At 69.0% G+C, this 21,778-nt stretch carries 17 protein-coding genes; 13 read left to right on the top strand and 4 right to left on the bottom strand.

Features of this window, described 5'->3' with window-relative positions; translation table 11 throughout:
- Positions 1 to 7: 7 nt before the first annotated feature.
- The 5 genes from IEZ09_RS26110 (at position 8) to IEZ09_RS26090 (ending at position 6,942) form a co-directional block, all read left to right on the top strand.
- On the top strand, positions 8 to 922 hold the full coding sequence (locus IEZ09_RS26110) for a F0F1 ATP synthase subunit gamma (protein ID WP_189256398.1): 915 nt from the start codon (positions 8 to 10) through the stop codon (positions 920 to 922).
- Entirely contained in the window at positions 915 to 2,351 is a 1,437-nt protein-coding gene (atpD, locus tag IEZ09_RS26105; protein WP_229812967.1) for a F0F1 ATP synthase subunit beta, read from the top strand. The genes IEZ09_RS26110 and atpD overlap by 8 nt, the downstream gene beginning before the upstream one ends.
- Positions 2,352 to 2,500: 149 nt before the next feature.
- Positions 2,501 to 3,697, top strand: coding sequence for an MFS transporter (locus IEZ09_RS26100; protein ID WP_189256396.1), 1,197 nt, complete (start codon positions 2,501 to 2,503; stop codon positions 3,695 to 3,697).
- Between the two features lie 96 nt (positions 3,698 to 3,793).
- Positions 3,794 to 5,215, top strand: a complete 1,422-nt coding sequence (locus tag IEZ09_RS26095) for an ABC transporter transmembrane domain-containing protein (protein ID WP_229812971.1) — start codon at positions 3,794 to 3,796, stop codon at positions 5,213 to 5,215.
- On the top strand, positions 5,212 to 6,942 hold the full coding sequence (locus IEZ09_RS26090) for an ABC transporter ATP-binding protein (protein ID WP_189256394.1): 1,731 nt from the start codon (positions 5,212 to 5,214) through the stop codon (positions 6,940 to 6,942). Before IEZ09_RS26095 ends, IEZ09_RS26090 begins: the two co-directional genes overlap by 4 nt.
- Here the strand turns inward: IEZ09_RS26090 and IEZ09_RS26085 are convergent.
- Together IEZ09_RS26085 and IEZ09_RS26080 are read right to left on the bottom strand one after the other, a co-directional pair.
- The gene (locus IEZ09_RS26085; protein ID WP_189256393.1) at positions 6,939 to 8,135 is read right to left on the bottom strand and encodes a hypothetical protein; all 1,197 of its coding nucleotides are present in this window, start codon (positions 8,133 to 8,135) and stop codon (positions 6,939 to 6,941) included. The two genes, IEZ09_RS26090 and IEZ09_RS26085, sit on opposite strands and share 4 nt — an antisense overlap.
- A complete protein-coding gene (locus IEZ09_RS26080; RefSeq protein ID WP_189256392.1) occupies positions 8,126 to 8,614 on the bottom strand; it encodes a SigE family RNA polymerase sigma factor in 489 nt (162 codons plus the stop codon). The genes IEZ09_RS26085 and IEZ09_RS26080 overlap by 10 nt, the downstream gene beginning before the upstream one ends.
- Positions 8,615 to 8,720: 106 nt before the next feature.
- Here IEZ09_RS26080 and IEZ09_RS26075 point away from each other — a divergent pair, with 106 nt between their 5' ends.
- Positions 8,721 to 9,086 (top strand): F0F1 ATP synthase subunit epsilon, encoded by a 366-nt coding sequence (locus IEZ09_RS26075; RefSeq protein WP_189256391.1) that lies wholly within the window; start codon positions 8,721 to 8,723, stop codon positions 9,084 to 9,086.
- Positions 9,087 to 9,108: 22 nt separating this feature from the next.
- The gene (locus tag IEZ09_RS26070) at positions 9,109 to 9,540 is read left to right on the top strand and encodes a DUF2550 domain-containing protein (protein WP_189256390.1); all 432 of its coding nucleotides are present in this window, start codon (positions 9,109 to 9,111) and stop codon (positions 9,538 to 9,540) included.
- On the opposite strand, the gene IEZ09_RS26065 is transcribed toward IEZ09_RS26070, so the two are convergent.
- Positions 9,537 to 10,109 carry a cob(I)yrinic acid a,c-diamide adenosyltransferase gene (locus IEZ09_RS26065; protein WP_189256389.1) on the bottom strand — a complete coding sequence of 191 codons (573 nt, stop codon included), beginning with the start codon at positions 10,107 to 10,109 and terminating at the stop codon, positions 9,537 to 9,539. The genes IEZ09_RS26070 and IEZ09_RS26065 overlap by 4 nt on opposite strands.
- A 35-nt stretch (positions 10,110 to 10,144) precedes the next feature.
- Between IEZ09_RS26065 and murA the strand changes: the two genes are divergently transcribed.
- Entirely contained in the window at positions 10,145 to 11,410 is a 1,266-nt protein-coding gene (murA, locus tag IEZ09_RS26060; protein ID WP_189256388.1) for a UDP-N-acetylglucosamine 1-carboxyvinyltransferase, read from the top strand.
- On the opposite strand, the gene IEZ09_RS26055 is transcribed toward murA, so the two are convergent.
- Positions 11,407 to 11,694, bottom strand: a complete 288-nt coding sequence (locus tag IEZ09_RS26055; protein WP_189256387.1) for a hypothetical protein — start codon at positions 11,692 to 11,694, stop codon at positions 11,407 to 11,409. The two genes, murA and IEZ09_RS26055, sit on opposite strands and share 4 nt — an antisense overlap.
- Positions 11,695 to 11,795: 101 nt before the next feature.
- Here IEZ09_RS26055 and IEZ09_RS26050 point away from each other — a divergent pair, with 101 nt between their 5' ends.
- From IEZ09_RS26050 to IEZ09_RS26030, 5 genes are all read left to right on the top strand, one after another.
- Positions 11,796 to 13,790: a protein meaA gene (locus tag IEZ09_RS26050; RefSeq protein ID WP_189256386.1), complete on the top strand. Its 1,995-nt coding sequence runs from the start codon at positions 11,796 to 11,798 to the stop codon at positions 13,788 to 13,790.
- 72 nt (positions 13,791 to 13,862) lie between these two features.
- Positions 13,863 to 14,165, top strand: coding sequence for a trypco2 family protein (locus IEZ09_RS26045; protein ID WP_189256385.1), 303 nt, complete (start codon positions 13,863 to 13,865; stop codon positions 14,163 to 14,165).
- Positions 14,162 to 19,054 (top strand): trypsin-like peptidase domain-containing protein, encoded by a 4,893-nt coding sequence (locus IEZ09_RS26040; protein WP_189256384.1) that lies wholly within the window; start codon positions 14,162 to 14,164, stop codon positions 19,052 to 19,054. The genes IEZ09_RS26045 and IEZ09_RS26040 overlap by 4 nt, the downstream gene beginning before the upstream one ends.
- 9 nt (positions 19,055 to 19,063) lie before the next feature.
- Positions 19,064 to 19,822 (top strand): enoyl-CoA hydratase-related protein, encoded by a 759-nt coding sequence (locus IEZ09_RS26035; protein ID WP_189256383.1) that lies wholly within the window; start codon positions 19,064 to 19,066, stop codon positions 19,820 to 19,822.
- A 131-nt stretch (positions 19,823 to 19,953) separates the two neighbouring features.
- Complete coding sequence (locus IEZ09_RS26030) at positions 19,954 to 21,732, top strand: PLL family lectin (protein ID WP_189256382.1); 1,779 nt, start codon at positions 19,954 to 19,956, stop codon at positions 21,730 to 21,732.
- The last annotated feature ends 46 nt before the right edge of the window (positions 21,733 to 21,778 follow it).

Raw genomic sequence — 21,778 nt, 5'->3', positions numbered from 1 at the left:
CTGAGCCATGGGCGCACAGATTCGGGAGCTCCGCCAGCGGATCCGAACGGTCAACTCGACCAAGAAGATCACGAAGGCCTACGAGCTCATCGCGACGTCTCGCCTCGCGAAGGCGCAGACCAGGGTCGCGGCCTCCCGGCCGTACGCGGACGAGATCACGAACGTGCTCTCCGCGTTGGCCGAGGCCTCGGCGAACCTCGACCACCCGCTGCTGTCGGAGCGTGAGAACCCGAAGCGCGCCGCGGTGCTGGTGATCACGAGCGACAAGGGCATGTGCGGCGGTTACAACGCCAACGTCCTCAAGGCCGCGGAGCAGCTGCTGCAGCTGCTCCGGTCCGAGGGCAAGGAGCCGGTGCTGTACGTGACCGGCCGCAAGGGCCAGGGCTACTACCAGTTCCGCCGCCGCGAGATCACGGCAGCGTGGAGCGGGTTCTCGCAGACCCCGCACTACGTCAACGCCGTCGAGGCGGGCGACGCGCTGGTCCAGGCGTTCCTGGAGGGCACGGAGAACGGCGCGCAGGGCGTGGACGAGATCCACGTCGTGTACACCGAGTTCAAGTCCATGCTCAGCCAGACGCCCACCGCCAGGCGGATCGCGCCGATGGAGGTCGAGTACACCGGTGAGGCCCCCAAGGGCCCGCGCGCGGTGTACGACTTCGAGCCCAGCGCCGAGGCGCTGCTCGGTGCGATGCTGCCCAAGTACGTGAAGACGCGCCTGTTCTCCGCCATGCTGGAGGCCGCGGCTTCGGAGTCGGCGGCTCGTCGTACGGCCATGAAGGCCGCGACGGACAACGCGACGGAGCTGGTCCGGAACCTCAGCCGGGCGGCGAACTCGGCCCGTCAGGCCCAGATCACCCAGGAGATCAGCGAGATCGTCGGTGGCGCTGCCGCGCTTACCGGTGGCGCAGGAAGTGATGAGTGACATGAGTGCTACTGCCACCACCACCCGCACCGGCCGTGTGGTCCGGGTGATCGGTGCGGTCGTCGACGTGGAGTTCCCGCGCGACGCCGTGCCGGAGCTGTTCAACGCCCTGAACGTGGAGATCACGTTCGAGGCCGTCGCCAAGACGCTGACCCTCGAGGTCGCGCAGCACCTCGGCGACAACCTCGTCCGCACCATCTCGATGCAGCCGACCGACGGTCTGGTCCGCGGTGCCACCGTGACCGACACCGGCGCCGCGATCTCGGTGCCGGTCGGCGACGTCGTCAAGGGCCACGTCTTCAACGCCCTCGGTGACTGCCTCGACCAGCCGGGTCTCGGCCGCGACGGCGAGCAGTGGGCCATCCACCGCAAGGCTCCGTCGTTCGACCAGCTCGAGGGCAAGACCGAGATCCTCGAGACCGGCATCAAGGTCATCGACCTGCTCACCCCGTACGTCAAGGGCGGCAAGATCGGCCTGTTCGGCGGCGCGGGTGTCGGCAAGACCGTTCTGATCCAGGAGATGATCACGCGTATCGCGCGTGAGTTCTCCGGCACCTCGGTCTTCGCCGGCGTCGGTGAGCGCACCCGTGAGGGCACCGACCTCCTCCTCGAGATGGAGGAGATGGAGGTCCTCCAGGACACCGCCCTGGTGTTCGGTCAGATGGACGAGCCGCCGGGCACGCGTATGCGCGTCGCCCTGTCCGCTCTGACGATGGCGGAGTACTTCCGCGACGTTCAGAACCAGGACGTGCTGCTCTTCATCGACAACATCTTCCGCTTCACCCAGGCCGGTTCCGAGGTGTCGACCCTGCTGGGCCGCATGCCTTCCGCCGTGGGTTACCAGCCGACGCTGGCCGACGAGATGGGTGAGCTCCAGGAGCGCATCACCTCGACGCGCGGTAAGTCGATCACCTCGCTGCAGGCCATCTACGTGCCCGCGGACGACTACACCGACCCCGCCCCGGCGACCACCTTCGCCCACCTGGACGCGACGACGGAGCTTTCCCGTCCGATCTCCCAGAAGGGCATCTACCCGGCCGTCGACCCGCTGTCGTCGTCGTCTCGAATCCTCGAGCCGGCGATCGTGGGCGACGAGCACTACCGGGTCGCGCAGGAGGTGAAGCGGATCCTGCAGAAGTACAAGGAGCTGCAGGACATCATCGCCATCCTCGGTATGGACGAGCTGTCCGAAGAGGACAAGGTCCTCGTCGGTCGTGCGCGTCGTCTCGAGCGCTTCCTGGGCCAGAACTTCTTCGTCGCGGAGAAGTTCACCGGTCAGAAGGGCTCGTTCGTGCCGATCAAGGAGACGGTCGAGGCGTTCGACCGGGTCTGCAAGGGCGAGTTCGACCACTACCCCGAGCAGGCGTTCTTCTCCTGCGGCGGGTTGGACGACGTCGAGGCCAACGCCAAGAAGCTGGCCGGCAACTGAGCTGGCTCCGGCTTTCTCGAAGGGCCGTCTCTCCATTGTGGAGGGGCGGCCCTTCGGGCGTTTCGGGTTCTCGAGGGCCGCCAGGTTTCCGGCGAGTGGAAAGTGCTCTCCCTTCTGTCTGTGGTGCGACGCAGGATGCACGGCATCTCATGGCAGTGCCTCGACGAGGAGGAGCGCGCGTGAACAAATGGGTGTTGCCGCTGTGCTGGACGGCGGTGCTGCTCGACGGGTTCGATCTCGTCGTGCTCGGCACGGTGATTCCCGTGTTGTTGCAGGAGAAGGTGCTCACCACGGCTTCGGCCAGCGCGGTGTCCACTGCCGGGCTGGTCGGGATGATGCTCGGGGCGTTGGTCATCGGCACGATCACCGATGTCATCGGGCGGCGCAAGGTCATGATTTTCGCGGTGGCCGGGTTCTCCGTGTTCACGTTGGCCTGTGCGGTGGCGCAGGACGCCACGACGTTCGGGGTGCTTCGGTTCCTCGCGGGGCTTGGGCTTGGCGGGTGTCTGCCGACCGCCATCGCGTTGGTCAACGAGGCTCGGCCCCACCAGGGTGGGCGGGCCACCACGCTGATCATGACCGGGTATCACGTCGGCGCTGTCATCACGGCGTTGCTCGGGATCGTGCTCATTCCGCAGCTCGGGTGGCGGGCGCTGTTCGTGGCCGGGGCGTTGCCGGCGTTGGTGTTGATTCCCCTGATGGTCAAGCACTTGCCGGAGACCGTGGCGCGCAAGGCTCCTGCGTTGGAGGCCGTTGGGTCGTTGTTCAGGCCTGGGTTGCGGAAGGCGACGGTGGCGTTCTGGGTCGCGTCGTTCATGGGGCTGTTGCTCGTGTACGGGCTCAACACGTGGTTGCCGCAGATCATGCGGAGTGCCGGGTACGAGCTCGGTGCGGCCCTGGCCTTGTTGCTGACGCTCAACATCGGTGCGGTTGCCGGGCTGTTGATCGCCGGGGCTGTTGCTGATCGGGTTGGGGTGCGGCCTGCCGCTGTCGGGTGGTTTGCGGGTGCTGTGGTGTTCTTGGGGCTGCTCAGCATCAAATTGCCCGGGGTTGGCGTGTACGTGGCCGTGTTGTTGGCCGGGTGCTTCGTGTTCAGTGCTCAGGTGCTCGTTTACGCGTATGCCGGGCGGGTTTACGAGGAGAACCGGGCCACCGGCATCGGGTGGGCCGCCGGGGTGGGACGGTTGGGGGCCATCAGCGGACCCCTGCTCGGTGGGGCGCTGTTGACTGCCGGGTTGGCGCATCCGTGGGGTTTCTACGCCTTTGCCGTTGTGGCGGCGTTGGGGGCCATGGCCGTTGCCGCTGTTGGGGTGCGCGCAAAAACGGTCGTGTCGCACGGCGGGTGATGGCACAGTCGGGCCATGTCCCGACATGCGCCATACGACGATCCGGGCACGCCTGACACCCGATCGCCCTGGCGGTACCTGTGGTGGCTGGTGAGGATGCAGCGCTGGCGGGTGCTTGCCGGGGCGTGGTGGGGGTCGTTGTGGATGTGCGGGCTGATCGTGCCGCCGTATCTCATTTCGCAGGCGGTCAGGGCGCTTCGGGCTGAGGATCGTGCCGGGTTGGTGTGGTGGAGCCTGGCGCTGGTCGGCGTGGCGGGGGCGCTGGCTCTTGTCGGGCTGGCGCGGCATCGCACGATGACGCTGGTTCGGACGGATGCGGCGCTCAGGACGGCGCAGGTCGTGGTTCGGCGTGTCACGCGGCTTGGTGGCGTGGTGCGGCGGAAGTTGTCCACGGGTGAGTTGACGTATCTGCAGAACGGGGACACCGCGCGGATCGCGCACGCGCTCACGAGCACCGGGCCTGGCGTGGGGGCCGTGATCGCCTATGTGGTCACGGCTGTGTTGCTGGTGCGGATTTCGGTGCTGCTCGCGGTGGTCGTGCTGCTCGGGGTGCCGGTGCTGGCGGTGGCCACCGGGCCGGTGATGCGGCGGCTGCACGCGGTGGAAGCCGGGTATCGGCAGAGCCAAGGGGAGTTGAGCTCGCGGGCCGGGGACATCGTGGCCGGGTTGCGGGTGTTGTCCGGGATCGGCGGCAAGCCGGCGTTCGCCGAGCGCTTCGAGGCGAAGTCGCGTGAGGTGCTGCGCGACGGGTACCGGGTGGCGACGTGGCTCAGTTGGGTGCACGCGTTGACGTGGGGGTTGCCTGCGCTCTTCCTGGCCGTTGTCACGTGGATCGTGGCGCGGATGGCGGTGACCGGTGCCATCTCGATCGAGGAGATGCTCGCGGTCTACCTGTACGTCACGACGTTGATCGTGCCGGTCAGCTTCTTCATGGAGGGGGCGGACGCCATTCCGCGGGCGTTGGTGTCGGCGGGGCGGGTGATCGGGATCCTGAAGCTGCAGCCGGACGACAGCGGTGACGACACGCCTGAGCTGGACGTGAAGAGCGGCGCGCTCACCGTGGTGGTGTCCGCCAACGCCACGCTGGCGAGGGAGGCGGTGGACCGGTTGCCGGGAGTGGTGGCGGACAACGACGACTACCTCTTCGCCGGTCCGTTGCGGGAGGCGGTGTCGGTGGGTGACCACGACGACGCCGAACTGGAGGAGGCCATCTGGGCGGCGGCTGCGGCCGATGTCGTGGAGGCGTTGCCGGACGGGCTCGACTCGCACCTGGAGTCCAAGGGGCGCAACGTTTCCGGGGGCCAGCGCCAACGGCTCAGGCTCGTGCGGGCGTTGCTCAGCGAACCGGACCTGCTGGTGCTCGTCGAGCCGACGTCGGCGCTGGACGCGGTCACCGAGGCGGCGGTGGCGCGACGGGTGAAACAGGCGCGGCTCGGGCGGACCACCGTGGTCGTGTCGTCGTCGCCGTTGTGGATCGGGCAGGCCGATCAGACCGTGCACCTGGAGGAAGCCCGATGAACCGGTTGCCGATCGCGGACCGGGGTGAGGTCCGGCTGGCCGCCGCGCGGCTGCTGCGGGACGAACGGCGCGCGCTGGTCGTGGTTCTCGCGCTCACGGTGCTGACGGCGTTGTCCGGGCTCGTCGGGCCGTACCTGCTCGGCAAGATCGTGGCTGGGGTGCAGGACGGTGGACTGGAATTGTCCACTGTGGACATCATGGCGCTCGGGGTGCTCGTTGCGGCGGTGGCGCACCTGTTGCTGGTGCGGTGCAGCAACCTGCAGACGGCACGGCTCGGCGAACGGTTCCTGGCCTCGCTGCGGGAGGAGGCCGTGGCGCGGACGCTGGCCCTGCCTGCACGGGTGGTGGACCGGCTGAGCACCGGCGATCTGCTCACGCGCGTGACGAGCGATGTCGGCACGGTCGGGCAGGCGTTGCGGGACAGCGTGCCAGAGGTGTTCACCGGGGTGGTGCACATCGTCGTGGTGTTCGTGGCGATGTTCCTGCTGGATCCCCTGCTCGGGCTGGTGGCGTTCGTCGGGTTGCCGTTCATCGTCTGGGTGACTCGCTGGTACCTGGCACGTGCGCGTGCCGCGTACCTCGCGGAGAGCGAGGCCAACGGTGACGTGGCCGAGATTTCCGCCGCGGTCGGCGAGGGCAGCAGGACGATCGAGACGTACGGCCTGCGCGACCGGATGGTGGCAGCGGCCGACGTCACCATCGACCGCTTGTACTGGGCGCGGATGCGGACGTTGCGGCTGCGGAACGTCCTGTTCCCGATCGGCTCCTTCGTGAACACCCTGCCGACCGTGCTGGTGCTGCTGGTGGGCGGTCTGGCGTACGCGGCGGACGGTGTCAGCATCGAGGTCGTCGTCACGGGCGCTCTGTGGGTGTGGCGGCTCGTCGAGCCGATGGACCGCATCCTGATGTGGATTGAGTTCCTGCAACGCGGCGGAGCGTCGTTCGCGCGGATCGAGGGGATCGGGGCCAACGCTGAACCTTCGCCGGAGGTCGGCGAACCTGCTGACGATCGCATCGAGGTGCGCGGGGCTCGTTACTCCTATGTGGACGGACATGAGGTTCTGCACGGTGTGGATCTCGTTGTGCAGCCGGGAGAACGGCTCGCGATCGTGGGTGTGTCCGGTGCGGGCAAGTCGACGCTCGGCAGGCTGATCGCGGGTGTCGACCGGCCCGCGGAGGGCTCGGTGCTCGTGGGCGGAGTTCCGGTCGCGGATCTCGTGGCGGCGGGCAACCAGCAGGTTGTGCTGGTGACGCAAGAACATCACGTGTTCATCGGAACGCTGCGGGAGAACCTGGCGATGGCCGCGCCGGACGCGCCGGACGAGCGGCTGGTCGAAGCGTTGCGAACCGTGGACGCGCGGTGGTTCGACGAGCTGCCGGACGGTCTGGACACCAGGCTCGGCGCGGGCGGCGTGGAGCTCGATCCCGCTCAGGCACAACAACTCGCGCTCGCACGGGTGGAAGTCGCCGACCCGCACACGCTGGTGCTGGACGAGGCGACGTCGTCGTTGGACCCGGCCACCGCCAGGCACGCCGAGCGCGCGATCGCGGCCGTGCGGGAGAGTCGCACGGTGATCGCGATCGCGCACCGGCTGCAGACCGCGCGGGACGCCGACCGGATCGCCGTCGTCGACGCGGGCCGCGTCGTGGAGCTGGGGTCCCACGACGACCTGGTCGCCAGAGACGGCACGTACGCGACGCTCTGGCGGTCCTGGCACGGCGGTTAGAGCGGCACGACCACCTGGTCGCCGGAGCGCCAGATGGTCACCTCCGTGGTGCCGGGCGGTGCGAGCCACGCGCCCTCGCGCTCCTCCGGCCCGAGCAACGCGTTGCGGTCGGCGAGGATCGTGCCCTGACCGTCCGGCAACACGAGCCGCACCGGCACCGGCTTGCCTCGCACCGCGGGGCCGCCGGGCAGCACCCGGTCGAACGTGCCGTCCGCCTGGTAGAGAGCCCCGATCAGGTCCCCGTTCGTCTCCGTCACCACGGCGTACCTGCCGTCCGGGAGCCAGGCGCGCACCTCCCACAGCACCAGTGGATGGCCGTAGTCCATGTAGCCGCGTCTGCGGAGGTCCTCGGAGACCAGCTTGTCCTGGCTCTGGCCCGGCTTGCCGGGGTCCTGCCTGGACGTGGCCCACAGGACGCTCGACCAGCCGAGGCCGGTGCGCGGCGGCGCCTGCTCGATCTCCTGGCGTGGAGAGATCCGTTCACCGAGGCGCGAGAAGTCGTCGGCGGCGGGCGCGATGGTCGTGCGCAGGAAGACGGGGCTTTCCGCGGGTTTGGCGCGCACGACGGCCACCCCGTCGTGGATCTCGGCGTCCTGCCACGCGCGCGAGTACCTGAGGTCCGGTCCCCGCACGGGGTTCACCGACCAGAAGACCCGCTCCCCGAGGCCCAGCACCACGTACGTCGCCTCGCCGTCGCCGATGCGGTAGATGCCCTGCTCGCGGCCGTCCCGGTAGACGACCTCCTGGTCGACCACCTCGGTCCCGTGCACCAGGCCCACCAGGGTCTGCGGTTCCGCCGACGCCTTCACCCGGACCGACTGCGCGATCAGCGCTGCGGGGCCGTCCGGTGTGTTCGCCGTCCAGAACACGTGCGCGTCCGACGAGACCTCCGTCACGGGGACCGGGCGTTTCCCGTTCCACGCGGTGAGCGCCTGCTCGATGACGTCGGTGCGGTCTGCCAGGTCACCGGCCGTCGCCGCGGTGAGCCGCACGTCCCCGGCCGTGAACGTCTCGGGGGAGGAGCGGGTCAGCGCCACCCCCGTCGTCACGCCCGCGAGCAGCGCGACCGCCGCGGTGATTGCGAGCAGCTTGCGCGTGTGTCGTCGCCGCGCACCGGCCATCACGTCCCCCACGAATCCCGGCCGCACGTCCAGGTCTGCCGTCGCGGCCTCCAGCGCTTCCTTCAGTTCCACGTCAGCACCTGCTCACCCATCAGCTCCCGCATGCGGGCGAGGCCGCGCGAGGTCTGGCTCTTCACCGTGCCGATGCCGCAGCCGAGCGTGCGGGCGGTCTCGGCCTCGCTGAGGTCGTCGAAGAACCTCAGCACCAGGACCGCGCGCATCTTCCTCGGCAGCTCCGCCAGCGCGCGCACCACGCTGTCCGCGTCCACGACCTGCTGTTCGTGCCCTCGCGACGTAGGCACCGCCCCCAGTTCCAGCGGTGCCTCCGGCTTGCGGGAACGCCGTCGCCAGCGGTTGGCCGCGGCGTTGGCCAGCGCGGTGCGCGCATAGGCCTCCGGAGAGGTTCGGATGCGCCGCCACTTGCCGTACATCCCCATCAGGACGTCCTGCAGAATGTCCTCGGCGGCGCCTTTGTCACCGCCGCACAGCAGGTAAGCGGTGCGCAGCAGTGCCTGCGAACGCAACGCCACGAAGTCTTCGAAGTCCTGCATGTCCCCCCTTCGGCGGTTGTCGTGGGTACTGACACCGGGCGGGGCGGCAAGGTTGTCAGGCGACCGTTTAGACTCAGTTCGACTCCAGACGACGAGGGAGATACGCGTGGCCGAGATGACCGTTGAACTGGTCGCCGTTGAACGCCGCCTGTGGTCCGGCAAGGCCACCTCTGTTTCGGCGCAGACCACCGAGGGCGAGATCGGCATCCTGCCCGGTCACGAGCCCGTTCTCGGCCAGCTCGTCGAGGGCGGTGTGGTGCGCATCCGCACGACCGACGGTGGCCTCGTCACCGCCGCCGTGCACGGTGGCTTCCTCTCCGTGACCGGCACCGGCGTGTCGATTCTCGCCGAGGACGCCGAGCTTGCGGGCGAGATCGACGTGGACGCGGCGCGATCGGCACTGCAGGACGCCGACGATGCCGAGCGAGCACGTGCGGCAGCGCGCGTGCGGGCCGTGGAACAGTCGGCCTGAGACCGGGCGCGAGGGCGCAGCCGTGGGGATCACCGAGATTGCCGGACTGATCCTTCTTGGGGTGGCGGTCGTCATCGCCTACTTCGCCTGGCGACGTATCCGGCTGCTGCGTGAGGGTGGCGTGCACGTCGCCCTGCGCAGCCAGTTCGACGATCGTGGCCGTGGCTGGCATCTGGGCGTGGGGCACTACCGGGGCGACAAGTTCGCCTGGTTCCGTGTGCTCTCGCTCGGGTCCGGCCCGGACCAGCTGATTTCCAGAGACGGGCTCGAGATCGACGCACGCCGTGAGCCGACGGGGCCGGAGGCGTACGCAATGCCGGCGGGAGCCACGGTGCTGCGGTGCCGGTCCGCCTCGGGTGAAGTCGAGATCGCGATGGGCCCGGACGCGCTGACAGGATTCCTGTCCTGGTTGGAGTCAGCGCCTCCGGGCCGCAGCATTCCCTGGGCTTCCTAGGCGTTCCCGCCGGGCTGCCAGAGCACGTCGCCGTCCGGGTTCGCCACGCGGGCCAGGATGAAGAGCAGGTCGGAGAGCCGGTTCAGGTACTTCGCCGTGAGCACGTTCGTGTGCTCGGCGTCGGCCTCGATGAGCGCCCAGGCACGCCGTTCCGCGCGCCGGGCGATCGTGCGCGCCTGGTGCAGCAGAGCCGCGCCGGGCGTGCCGCCGTTCAGGATGAACGAGTCGAGCTTGCCCAGCCGCTCGTTGAACGTGTCGCAGTACCCCTCCAGGCGGTCCACGTAGGCCTGGGTGATGCGCAGCGGCGGGTACTTGGGCTCCGGCACGATCGGCGTGCACAGGTCAGCTCCGACGTCGAACAGGTCGTTCTGCACCTTGCGCACGACCTCGTGGACGTCCTCCGCCAGCTGACCGAGCGCCAGCGCCACGCCCAGCGCCGCGTTCGTCTCGTCGACGTCCGCGTACGCCTCGATGCGAGGCGAGGTCTTGGGCACGCGGGAGAAGTCGCCGAGTCCGGTCGTGCCGTCGTCGCCGACCCGCGTGTAGATCTTGGTGAGATGCACCGCCATAAACGGCACTCTATGGCCGTACGTAGGATTGCCGCGTGAGCGAGCATTTCCGGGTACACGGTGGCGCACGTCTGGTCGGCGAAGTTGATGTCGTCGGCGCCAAGAACAGCGTCCTCAAGCTGATGGCCGCAGCTCTGCTCGCCGAGGGCACAACGACCCTCACCAACTGCCCGGACATCCTCGACGTGCCGCTGATGGCGGACGCGTTGCGCAGCCTCGGGTGCGAGGTCGAGCTCGAAGGTGACGTGGCGAGGATCACCACGCCCGCCGAGCTCAGCTACCACGCCGATTCCGAGGCGATGGGCAAGCTGCGGGCGTCGATCTGCGTGCTGGGGCCGCTGGTCGGCCGGTGCAAGCGCGCGGTCGTCGCGCTGCCGGGTGGCGACGCGATCGGCTCGCGGCCGCTCGACATGCACCAGAGCGGGCTGGAGAAGCTCGGCGCCAAGACGTGGATCGAGCACGGCTGCATCGTCGCCGAGGCCGAGGGGCTGCACGGCGCGCAGATCTGGCTCGACTTCCCGAGCATGGGCGCCACCGAGAACATCCTGATGGCCGCTGTTCTCGCCAACGGCACGACAGTCATCGACAACGCCGCGCGCGAACCGGAGATCGTCGACCTCTGCCTGATGCTCACGCAGATGGGTGCCAGGATCGAGGGCGCGGGCACGTCCACGCTGACGGTCCACGGCGTCAAGGAGCTCCAGCCGACCGAGCACCGCGTGATCGGCGACCGGATCGTCGGCGCCACGTGGGGGTTCGCCGCCGCCATGACGCGCGGCGACGTGCGGGTGCGCGGCGTGAACCCGCACCACCTCGACCTGGTGCTCGAGAAGCTGCGCATGGCGGGCGCCGAGGTCACGGTCTACGAGGGCGAGGACGAGGGCTTCCGCGTCGTCATGGACGGCCGGCCCAAGGCCGTCGACTTCGTGACGCTGCCGTACCCCGGTTTCGCCACGGACAACCAGCCGTTCGCGATCGCGCTGTCCGCGGTCGCCGAGGGCACGTCGATGATCACCGAGAACCTGTTCGAGGCGCGGTTCCGGTTCATCGACGAGATGATCAGGCTCGGGGCCGACGCGCGCACGGACGGTCACCACGCCGTGATCCGCGGCGTCGAGCAGCTGTCCAGTGCGCCGGTGTGGGCGAGCGACATCCGCGCTGGTGCGGGGCTCGTGCTCGCGGGTCTGTGCGCGGACGGGGCCACCGAGGTCTACGAGATCTTCCACATCGAGCGCGGCTACCCTGGCTTCGTGGAAAACCTCCGCAAGCTCGGTGCCGACGTGGAGCGCGTGAGCTCCTAGGTTTTCAGCACCAGCCGCGCGTTCGCGACGTCCGCCGGGAACACCATCACCCGGTACGGCGCGTTCCGCGAACGCGTGGCACGCACCCCGTTCGCCTTCAGCTTCTGCACGAGGACGTTCGCGGCCTCCTCCGTGGGCACCATCGCCACCTCGCTCAGCAACCCGAAGTCCGTGCCGTCGGGATCCGGTACGGGCCGTCTGTCGTTGCCCACGAAGTACCTCAACGCCAGCGCCAGCAGTCCGATCACCCCGAACACGACCACTGTCTGGTAGATCGCCGTCACACCTCACATTCTGCTCCGTAGTCTCGATTCAGTGAGCAATCGCACGCGCGGCAGTGGTTACCGGCCAGTACGCTCCGGACAACGACTTGTGGGAGGTTGCTGTGCCGTACCCAGCTGACCGTGAACGCGACCGCCCCTGGGTGATGCGCACGTACGCGGGTCACTCCTCGGCCGCGGCATCCAACGCGCTCTACCGCCGGAACCTCGCCAAGGGGCAGACGGGCCTCTCGGTGGCGTTCGACCTGCCGACGCAGACCGGTTACGACCCCGACGACGAGCTCGCGAAGGGCGAGATCGGCAAGGTCGGCGTGCCGATCAGCCACATCGGCGACATGCGGCAGCTCTTCGACCAGATCCCGCTCGGCGAGGCCAACACGTCGATGACGATCAACGCGACGGCCATGTGGCTGCTCGCGCTGTACGTCACCGTGGCCGAGGAGCAGGGCGCGGACCGGTCGGCGCTCGCCGGCACCACGCAGAACGACATCATCAAGGAGTACCTGTCCCGCGGCACGTACGTGTTCCCGCCGGGACCGTCGCTGCGGCTGATCACCGACATGGTCGCGTGGACCGTGTCGAACGTGCCGAAGTGGAACCCGATCAACATCTGCAGCTACCACCTCCAGGAGGTCGGCGCGACGCCGGCGCAGGAGGTCGCGTACGCGATGTGCACGGCGATCGCGGTCCTGGACTCGGTGCGCGACTCCGGGCAGGTGCCCGTTGAGAAGTTCGGTGAGGTCGTCGCCCGCATCTCCTTCTTCGTGAACGCCGGTGTGCGGTTCATCGAGGAGATGTGCAAGATGCGCGCGTTCGCCCAGCTGTGGGACGAGATCACGCTGGAGCGCTACGGCGTCGAGAACCCGAAGCACCGCCGGTTCCGCTACGGCGTGCAGGTCAACTCGCTGGGGCTCACGGAAGCGCAGCCGGAGAACAACGTCCAGCGCATCGTGCTGGAGATGCTCGCGGTTTCCTTGTCCCGCAACGCTCGTGCCCGCGCGATCCAGCTCCCGGCGTGGAACGAGGCGCTCGGCCTGCCGCGCCCGTGGGACCAGCAGTGGGCCCTGCGCATGCAGCAGGTCCTCGCCTACGAGACGGATCTGCTGGAGTACGAGGACATCTTCGACGGCTCGCCGGTGATCGAGGCGAAGGTGAACGAGATCCTGCGCGGCGCCCGCGAGGAGATCGACCGCGTGCAGGCGATGGGTGGTGCGGTCGCCGCCGTCGAGTCCGGCTACATGAAGTCGCAGCTGGTGTCGTCCCTGGCCGAGCGGCGCCGCCGCGTCGAGTCGGGCGAGGAGATCGTCGTCGGTGTCAACAAGTTCGACACCACCGAACCGTCGCCGCTGCAGGCCGAGGGCGCGAACGCGATCGAGACCATCGACCCGGTCGTCGAGATGCACGCCGTCGAGGCGATCCGGCAGTGGCGTGCTTCGCGCGACAACGCCGCCGTGGAGTCGGCTCTGGACGCGTTGCGCGAGGCCGCCAAGACCGACCAGAACCTCGTCGAGGTGACGCTGGCCTGTGCGCGCGCCGGCGTGACGACCGGTGAGTGGTCCCAGGCTCTGCGCGAGACGTTCGGCGAATACCGCGCCCCCACCGGCGTTTCCGGCGCCTCGGCGTCGGGCGAGGCCGGTTCGGAGATCGCCCGCGTGCGCGACCGCGTCCGCGCGACCGGCGAGGAGATCGGTGAGCGCCTGCGCATGCTGGTCGGCAAGCCGGGCCTCGACGGCCACTCCAACGGCGCCGAGCAGGTCGCCGTGCGCGCCCGCGACGTCGGCTTCGAGGTCGTCTACCAGGGCATCCGCCTCACGCCGTCGCAGATCGTGTCCGCTGCCGTGCAGGAGGACGTGCACGTCGTCGGCCTGTCGATCCTGTCCGGCTCGCACCTCGAGGTCGTGCCCGCGGTCGTCGACGGGTTGAGGGCCGCAGGAGCCGGGGACATCCCGGTGATCGTCGGCGGCATCATCCCGCCGGACGACGCCGCCAAGCTGCGCGATCGGGGCGTGGCGCGGGTGTTCACGCCGAAGGACTACGAGCTGACCGAGATCATGGACGAGATCGTCACCGTGATCCGCGAGGTGCACCAGCTCGGCTGATCAGCTCGTAACGCTTGCTCGTCCGGAGTAGAAACTCTCCGTAGATCTTGTTACTACGGGGAGGGGTGTCCGATGGCGGTGGAGCTCGCCGAGCTGATCGGCCAGTTGCGGTCGGAGCTGACCGAGGCGATGCACGCGGGTGAGAACGAGGACCTGCGCTTCGAGGTCGGACCGGTCGAGCTCGAGCTGACCGTCGCCGTCACCAAGGAGGCGAAGCCGGGCGCGAAGGTCAAGTTCTGGGTGGTCGAGCTCGGAGCGGAGGCCACCGTCGCGTCCGCCACCACGCAGACGATCAAGCTCGTGCTCGACCCGCGTCGCAAGGGCAGGTCCGGCCCGCTGGAGATCTCCGGTGCGGAGGAGGACGACGAGAAGTGAGCGGCGCGCCGCTCGATCGGGCACGGGTCGCGGAACTGATCGTGACCCGCGCGGGCGAGCGGCATCGCGGCTCCGGCTACCGCGTGCGCGGCGACGCCGTGCTGACGGCGGCGCACGTCGTCGACGGCGCGGACTCGGTGCGCATCCGGTTCGAACCCGATCTGCCCGGTGAGTGGACCGTCGACGCGATCTCGTGGTGGGCGGACCCGGTGTCGGACGTGGCGGTCGTGCTGATCGAACCGCGGGACGGCGAGACCGTGGCGCGGATCAGCTTCGGGCGCATCGAGGACCGCGCGGCCGTGCTCACCGTTGAGGCTGTTGGCTTTCCGTGGTGGAAGATGCGCACGGACGCGGCGGGCAAGCGCTATCGCGACTCCTGCCACGCGGTCGGCACGATCGCGGTGCTGTCGAACTGGCGTGAGGGCACGCTGGAAGTCGTCGTCGAGCCCGCCACGGCTCGCGATGACGAGAATTCGTCGCCGTGGGAAGGCATGTCCGGTGCGGCCTTGTGGGCCAACGGCCACATCGTCGGTGTCATCGCGAAACATCACCCCGGTGACGGTCTCGGCCGGCTCGCCGCGGTCCGGCTGGACCTCGCTCTCGACCGCGTGGATCCCGAGCACGGCACGCCGTTGCGCGACGCGCTGGCCGTGCCGGCACCACTGCCCGGTGTCCTGCCCGCACCACGACCCGAGCTGGTGACGAACGCCTACCAGGCGCTCGTCGCCGACGCCGCGCCGGAACGGCTGTACGACCGCAACTGGGAGCTGGACGAACTGGTCCGCTTCTGCGCGGGCGACGAGCCCTACCTGTGGTGGCAGGCCGGTCCGTGGGCGGGCAAGTCGGCGCTGCTCGCGTGGTTCGCGCTGCACCCGCCCGACGGCGTGGACGTGGTGTCGTTCTTCATCGTCGCGCGCCAGGCCAGCGAGTCCGACAGCGACGCGTTCATCGAGGCGCTGATCGAACAGCTCACCGCGCTCGTCGGCGAACCACCCGAGCTCGTGCAGGAAGCCCGTGCCCGCCGCGGTCACATGCTGAGGCTGCTCAACCTCGCCGCCGCTCGCTGCGTGGAGGCGGGCCGCACGCTGCTCCTCGTGGTCGACGGCCTGGACGAGGACGCGAGTCGCGCCGACGGAACCGATCGCCCGAGCATCGCCTCGTTGCTGCCGCGCCGCCCACCGCCGGGCGTGCGGGTGCTGGTGGCGAGCCGCCCGCACCCCGACCTGCCGGACGACGTGAGCAGCGACCATCCACTTCGGACGGTCGTGCCGCGGCAGCTGACGGCGTCGCCGTACGCGAAGAACCTGGAGGACGCGGCCAAGCGCGAACTGACCACCCTGCTCGCCAAACCCGGCCTGCAACGGCAGGTCCTCGGGCTGATCACCGCGTCAGGAGGTGGTCTCACCCAATCCGACCTGGAGGAGCTCACCGGTCAGCCGCCCTTCGAGCTGGAGGCGTTGTTCGGCGGGATGCTCGGCCGCAGCGTCGGCGCCCGCTCGTCGCGCGACCACGGCGAACGCGTGTACCTGTTCACACACGACACGCTTCGCGAGCAAGCAGAACGCAAGTACGGCAACGGAATCGCGATCTACCACGCGCAGCTGCACGAGTGGGCGGACCGGCACCGTGCGCGCGGCTGGACCGAGGACACCCCGGTGTATCTGCTGCGCGGGTACCCCCGGCTGCTCGCCGCACTCGGTGACGTGGAACGTCTGGTGGCCTGCGCGACCGACCGCGCCCGCCACGACCGGATGCTGGCGTTGACCGGAGGCGACGCGCTCGCGCTGAGCGAGATCGACTCGGCGTCGCGCCTGCTCGCCCGCGCCCCTCGGCCGGACCTGCTGATGTTGTTACGGGTCGCTCTTGCGCGAGTGGACCTCGGCGACCGCAACGTTCACATCCCTCCCGAACTGCCCGGCGTGTGGGCGTCGCTCGGTGAGATCGACCGCGCTGTCGCACTGGCGAGCAGCATCGCCGACGATCAGCAGCGGGCCGAGGCGCTGACCAGGATCATTTCGGTGCTCGTGGAGTCGGATGACCAGGACCGCGTTCCCACCGTCGCGGAGGAGGTGGAACGTGCGGCCCTGAAGGTCGGTCATCCGCTCTTCCGCTACGAGGTGCTGCTCGATCTGGCGGCAGCGTTGTCGGGAGGCGATCACGAGGACCACGCTCGAAGACTCGGCGCCCAGGTGGAGGAGGCGCTGGCGCAGATCGGCGAATCCTTCTCCCGCGATGAGCTGCTCGGCAAGCTGGTTCGCCTGTACGCGATGTGGGGCGACCATGAACGGGCTCTTGCGCGGCTGGCTGACATCGAGAACAACTACCAGCAGTGCGGGGTGTGCAAAGGGGTTCTCGGTGAGTTGCTGAGCACCGAGAACGACGAGCTGGTGATGCGATACGTGCTGACACTGCGCGAGGACTACTACCGCAAAGACGTCTTGGAGGACCTCGCGGCCGCAGTGCACCACGACGCCGAGCGAGCGCTGCGCTACGTTCTCGCGATCGACAGCGAATTCAGACGCGTCAATCCGCTGCGCACTCTGGCGACGGAAGCTGTGGACGAGGGTGACGACGACCGCGCGTTGCGGTTCGCGGCCTTGAGCATCGAGCCGGACGAGCTGCTCGTCGGGATGATCGACCACGTGCTGGCACTCGGTGACACGGCCCGTGCAACCAAGTTCGCCGAGCGGATCGCGGCCCCCTTCGTGCGTGCGGACACGTGGATTGATCTGGCGCTGGTCCACGTCGAGAACGGCGATGCCGCGCAGGCCGCACAGCTGGTCACCGCAGCCGAGGCGGTTCTGCCCGACGTCGTGGGTTCCGATGGCCGGGCGTTGGTGCTGGCCGGACTGGCATCGGTCATGACCCGGCTCGGAATGCCGGAACGCGCAGCGGAGCTGAACGCGTCCGCGGACACTCTCGCCGCCGGAATTGCCGACGAACTCGTCAAAGCCGAGACGCTCGGCGGTCTGGCCGTGGTTGCGCTGGACGGGGGTGACCACGACCGTTATGCCCGGCTCGCGGATCTGGCGGCAACGGTGCTCGGCCGGCACGCCGATCATGTGGCGCGTGCCAACGGCCTGACGGAACTGGCTCAGCGTGCGTTGTGGGTGAACGACAGTCCTCGGGCTCGTCGGCTCGCCGGGGCGGCGGCGCGTGCACTGGCCGGCCTTCCCGAGTCCGGCGATGTGCGCCGGACCGCGTGGATCCTCACCAGGGTTGCGTTCGACGCCGGCGCGGTGGACGAGGTACTTCGGCTGAATGCGTTCAATCCTGCCGTCGCCGAACTGATCGAAGTGGCGGCCGTCGCCGATGACGCCCGAGCAGCGCAGGTCGCGGGTGTGATCGCACGACGCGAGTACGACTCCTCGCCGGAGCGCCAGATCGTGGGCCTGGCCGAACTCGGTGAGGACGAGCGAGCGCTCGCGCTCGCCGCCCGTGTCGTGGACTACCACGAGCGCGACCGCGCGCTCCTGCTCGCGGCCGAGACCGCCGTCGACGCGGGCGACGATGCTCGCGCGATGCGGTTCGTGGCCGCCGTGCGCTGGCATGACGACGCCTGTGCCAGACTTGCCTCGTCGCTGGCAGGGGAAGGGCAGTTCGACCGCGCCGCCGGTTTCGTTCGTGCGATCGACGGGACGACCACCCTGGACCGAGAGTTCCAATCACTCGCGAAAGCGGCGGTGGAGCACGGCGATGTCGAACGTGCGCTCGCTTTGCTCGGCGAAGTGACCGACAGCTTCTCCCGCGCGGCGGGGGTCGCGGCGATTGCGGCGACTGCGGTGGCCAACGGCGACACCGATCGCGCTCGGACCCTGTGCCTGATGACGGAGGAGAGCGCGCGGAGAGGTGCGGACAAGACACAGCTGACCGAGCTTCGAATCGATCTCGCGCTCGCGCTCATGCAAGCGGGTGACAGCGAGAGGGCCCAGCGGCTGGTGCGCGCGACGGACAACCCGGATCTGCGGCTGGAGGCGTTCGCGGAGTTCGTGTCCGACGCGCTGGACAGGGCGGACGACGCGTCGGCACGTGCGTTCGCCGACGAGTTGGTTCGAATCGAGCGCGCAGGGGCTCCCTGGCGGTACCAGAAAGTCATCGACGTTCTGCTCCGCGTCGGCGACGTGGCGATGGTTCGGAGGATCGTCGAAGAACTCGAGGCCGCCGTCGACGCCGCTGTCGAGGAGTATGACCGCACCGCTCTTCGACTGCGGTTGATCGAGCCGCTGTCCTGGCTCGGACATCATGAGAAGGCGCTGGAACGCCTCAGCGCGATCAGGGACGAGAGTCACCGCTACCAGGCCTTGGCCGCGGTCGCGCGGACAGCCCCGGAGGGCTTTGCTCGCGACCGGGTGAAGGAATTGATCATCAGGGATGCCGACGACATCAGGTTCGACATCCCGAACTACTGGCTCCCCAACGCGGGCACCGCCCTGGCCGTCATCGGCGAGTTCGAGCGGGCGTTGACCCTGGTGCGCTCCAGCACCAAACCGTCGGAGCAGTCGGAGGTGCTGCAGGCGCTGGCGAAGGCAGCGCCGGGCGATCCCGAGCTGCGCCGGGAGTTGTTCGGCCAGTGGAAAGCGGCAGCGGGTGAGATAGCGGACGTCTACTACCGCGACGGGGTGTACGTCGAGTTCGCCACTGTGCTGGACAAACGCGGTGAGCACGAGGAGGCGGCGCGGCTCGCCGCGCTCATCACCGATCCGGCGCGACGGGCCGAGGAGGAGCGCAAGATGCGGTTGCGGGCGATCGCCGCAGGCCGGGACACGGCAGGGGCGCGGTCGTACGTGGCCGAAGCGCTCATCGACGGCGACTGGCCGAGTGTGCTGCCCGCCGTCGCGAAGGTGGACCTCGCCGCGCTTCAACAGTTCGCGGACGAGATTCTGGGTTAGCGTTGGCGGATGGTTGACGTCGCGCGGGACGGGTCCGTCGTCCGGATCACGATGAATCGGGTGGCTCGGCGCAACGCGCTGTCCGCCGAGCATCTGACCGAGCTCCTGGAGGCCTTCCGGGAGGCGGGTGCGTCCGACGCGGCCGGCATCGTGCTGGGCGCCGAGGGGCCGGTTTTCTCCGCTGGGCACGACTTCGCGGACGTGCACGCCCGTGACGAGGAGGGCGTGCGGCTGCTACTGGAGCTGTGCACGGTGCTGATGAAGACCATCCAGTCCGTGCCGCAGGTGGTGATCGCGCGCGTGCAGGGCCTGGCGACGGCGGCCGGGTGTCAGCTGGTCGCGTCGTGTGACCTCGCGGTGGCGGCGGACACGGCGGGATTCTCGTTGCCCGGCGGCAAAGCGGGGTGGTTCTGCCACACGCCCGCGGTGCCGGTGGCGCGCTCGATCGGGCGCAAGCGGCTGATGGAGATGGTGCTCACCGGCGACGTGATCGACGCGGCGACGGCCGTCGAGTGGGGGTTGATCAACCGGGCGGTGCCAGCTGACGCACTGGACGCCGAGGTCGACGACCTGCTGGCGCGGGCGACCAGGGGTTCGCGGGCATCGAAAGCCGTTGGGAAGCGGACGATCTACGCGCAGCTGGACCGGCCGGAGGCGGACGCCTACGAGATCGCGTTGGCCGTCATGGCCGAGACCTCGCAGTCTCCTTCTGCCAAGGAGGGGCGCGCGTCGTTCCTGGAGAAGCGGCCACCCGTCTGGCCCGACTAGTCAGCAGGACGGGCCTGCAGACCGCCTGCAAGCCGTCTGCAGGGCGACTGCAGAACCAGTTGCAGAGTTTTTGCAGGTGAGCGGACGACAGTCTTCCCCAGCAAGGCACAACATCAGCCTGGGGGAGTGAAATGAGTTCACTGAGCACAGCTCTGCGCAGATCAAGAGCGTTAGCCGTCGCAGCGGCCCTCGTGTCCGCGCTCGGCGCGACGCTGCTGGCGCCGCCCGCGACGGCGGCACCGGAGAAGCCCGAGAAGGCCGAGACGCCCGCCACGGCGTCCATGACCGTCACGCAGGAAGACATCGCGGCCAGCGCGACGCTGACCCGCAGCGAGGTCCTCACCCGAGCCCGCAGCTGGGTCGACCCGAACGTGAAGTACTCGCAGCTCAAGTCGTACACCAACCAGTACGGCACCTACCGCACCGACTGCTCCGGCTTCGTCTCGATGGCGTGGGGGCTCTCCCGCTCGGAGACGACGCGCACGCTGCACAACTTCGGCACCTGGTTGAACAGCCTCGACGAGCTGAAGCCGGGTGACGCGATCAACGACGTGGAGAACCACGTCGTGCTGTTCGTCAGCTGGACGGACAGCAGCCACACCGTCGCGAACGTGTACGAGTCGACCTCGTACGGAGGCATCGAAGGCCCCGATCCCGGCACGATCGCGAGCAGGTACACCCGCAGCAAGCTGGTGAACGGCGGCTACCGCGGGCTCCGTGCGCACAACGTCATCGACGACGCACCGCAGGCGCCCGCCGGCGTGCGTTCGATCGTGACCGCGTCGGGCGGCAGCCAGATCTTCGGCATCGGCGCGGACGGCCACGTGATGTCGACGTTCTGGTCGCCGAACATCACCGACAACGGTGGCTGGCACGCGTGGTTCGCGATCCCGACGGGTTACGCGGACGGGACGACGGCGCCGAACTCCACGGTTTCGGTGACGACGATCAACGGCCAGACGCAGCTGTTCACGACCGCTCCGGACCGTCACGTGATCTCGACGTTCTGGTCGCCGAGCATTCCGACGAACGGTGGCTGGCACGACTGGTTCGTGATCCCGACCGGCCACGCCGACGGTGTCACCGCTCCTGGCTCGGTCGTGACGGCCGGCGGCACGCAGCTGTTCACCACGGCCGCGGACGGCCACGTGATGTCGACGTTCTGGTCGCCGAGCATTCCGACCAACGGTGGTTGGCACGAGTGGTTCGCGATCCCGACGGGTTACGCGAACGGCAAGACCGCGCCGAACTCCACTGTCTCGGTCACGACGATCAACGGCCAGGCGCAGCTGTTCACGACGGCTCCGGACCGCCGGGTGATCTCGACGTTCTGGTCGTCGAGCATCCCGACCAACGGTGGCTGGCACGAGTGGTTCGCGATCCCGACCGGCCACGCCGACGGCATCACCGCGCCGAACGCCACCATCACCGCGGGCGGCACCCAGCTGTTCACCACAGGTGCTGATGGTCACGTGATGTCGACGTTCTGGTCGCCGACCATCACCACGAACGGTGGCTGGCACGCCTGGTTCGCCATCCCCACCGGCTACGCGGACGGCACCACGGCACCCAACTCCCGGATCAGCGTCACCACCCTCAACGGCCAGACCCAGCTCTTCACCACCGCCCCGGACGGCCAGGTGATCTCGACCTTCTGGTCGAGCAGCATCCCGACCAACGGTGGCTGGCGCGAGTGGTTCGCCATCCCGACCGGGTACGCGAACGGCAAGTCGGCCACGGGTTCCGGGGTCTCCGTCACGACGCTCAACGGTCAGGTGCAGCTCTTCACCGCGGCGCCGGACGGTCAGGTGATCTCCACCTTCTGGTCGAGCAGCATCCCGACCAACGGTGGCTGGCACTCCTGGTTCGCGATCCCCACCGGCCACTCCAACGGCCACGTCCGGATCTGATCCCCGCACGGCGCGCCGGTTCCCGACCGGCGCGCCCCTTCCTCTT

Origin of the sequence: Lentzea flava (assembly GCF_014648475.1) — a bacterium.
Taxonomy (GTDB): domain Bacteria; phylum Actinomycetota; class Actinomycetes; order Mycobacteriales; family Pseudonocardiaceae; genus Lentzea; species Lentzea flava.
The sequence above is the reverse complement of the archived record's forward strand: the minus strand, read 5'-3'. Positions and strand labels throughout refer to the sequence as shown.

What these genes read in the sequence shown, in the direction of transcription:
- IEZ09_RS26110 (WP_189256398.1), top strand. Translation starts at nt 8, where the DNA reads ATGGGCGCACAGATTCGGGAGCTCCGCCAGCGGATCCGAACGGTCAAC.
- atpD (WP_229812967.1), top strand. Translation starts at nt 915, where the DNA reads ATGAGTGACATGAGTGCTACTGCCACCACCACCCGCACCGGCCGTGTG.
- IEZ09_RS26100 (WP_189256396.1), top strand. Translation starts at nt 2,501, where the DNA reads ATGGCAGTGCCTCGACGAGGAGGAGCGCGCGTGAACAAATGGGTGTTG.
- IEZ09_RS26095 (WP_229812971.1), top strand. Translation starts at nt 3,794, where the DNA reads ATGCAGCGCTGGCGGGTGCTTGCCGGGGCGTGGTGGGGGTCGTTGTGG.
- IEZ09_RS26090 (WP_189256394.1), top strand. Translation starts at nt 5,212, where the DNA reads ATGAACCGGTTGCCGATCGCGGACCGGGGTGAGGTCCGGCTGGCCGCC.
- IEZ09_RS26080 (WP_189256392.1), bottom strand. Translation starts at nt 8,614, where the DNA reads ATGCAGGACTTCGAAGACTTCGTGGCGTTGCGTTCGCAGGCACTGCTG.
- IEZ09_RS26065 (WP_189256389.1), bottom strand. Translation starts at nt 10,109, where the DNA reads ATGGCGGTGCATCTCACCAAGATCTACACGCGGGTCGGCGACGACGGC.
- IEZ09_RS26045 (WP_189256385.1), top strand. Translation starts at nt 13,863, where the DNA reads ATGGCGGTGGAGCTCGCCGAGCTGATCGGCCAGTTGCGGTCGGAGCTG.
- IEZ09_RS26035 (WP_189256383.1), top strand. Translation starts at nt 19,064, where the DNA reads ATGGTTGACGTCGCGCGGGACGGGTCCGTCGTCCGGATCACGATGAAT.
- IEZ09_RS26030 (WP_189256382.1), top strand. Translation starts at nt 19,954, where the DNA reads ATGAGTTCACTGAGCACAGCTCTGCGCAGATCAAGAGCGTTAGCCGTC.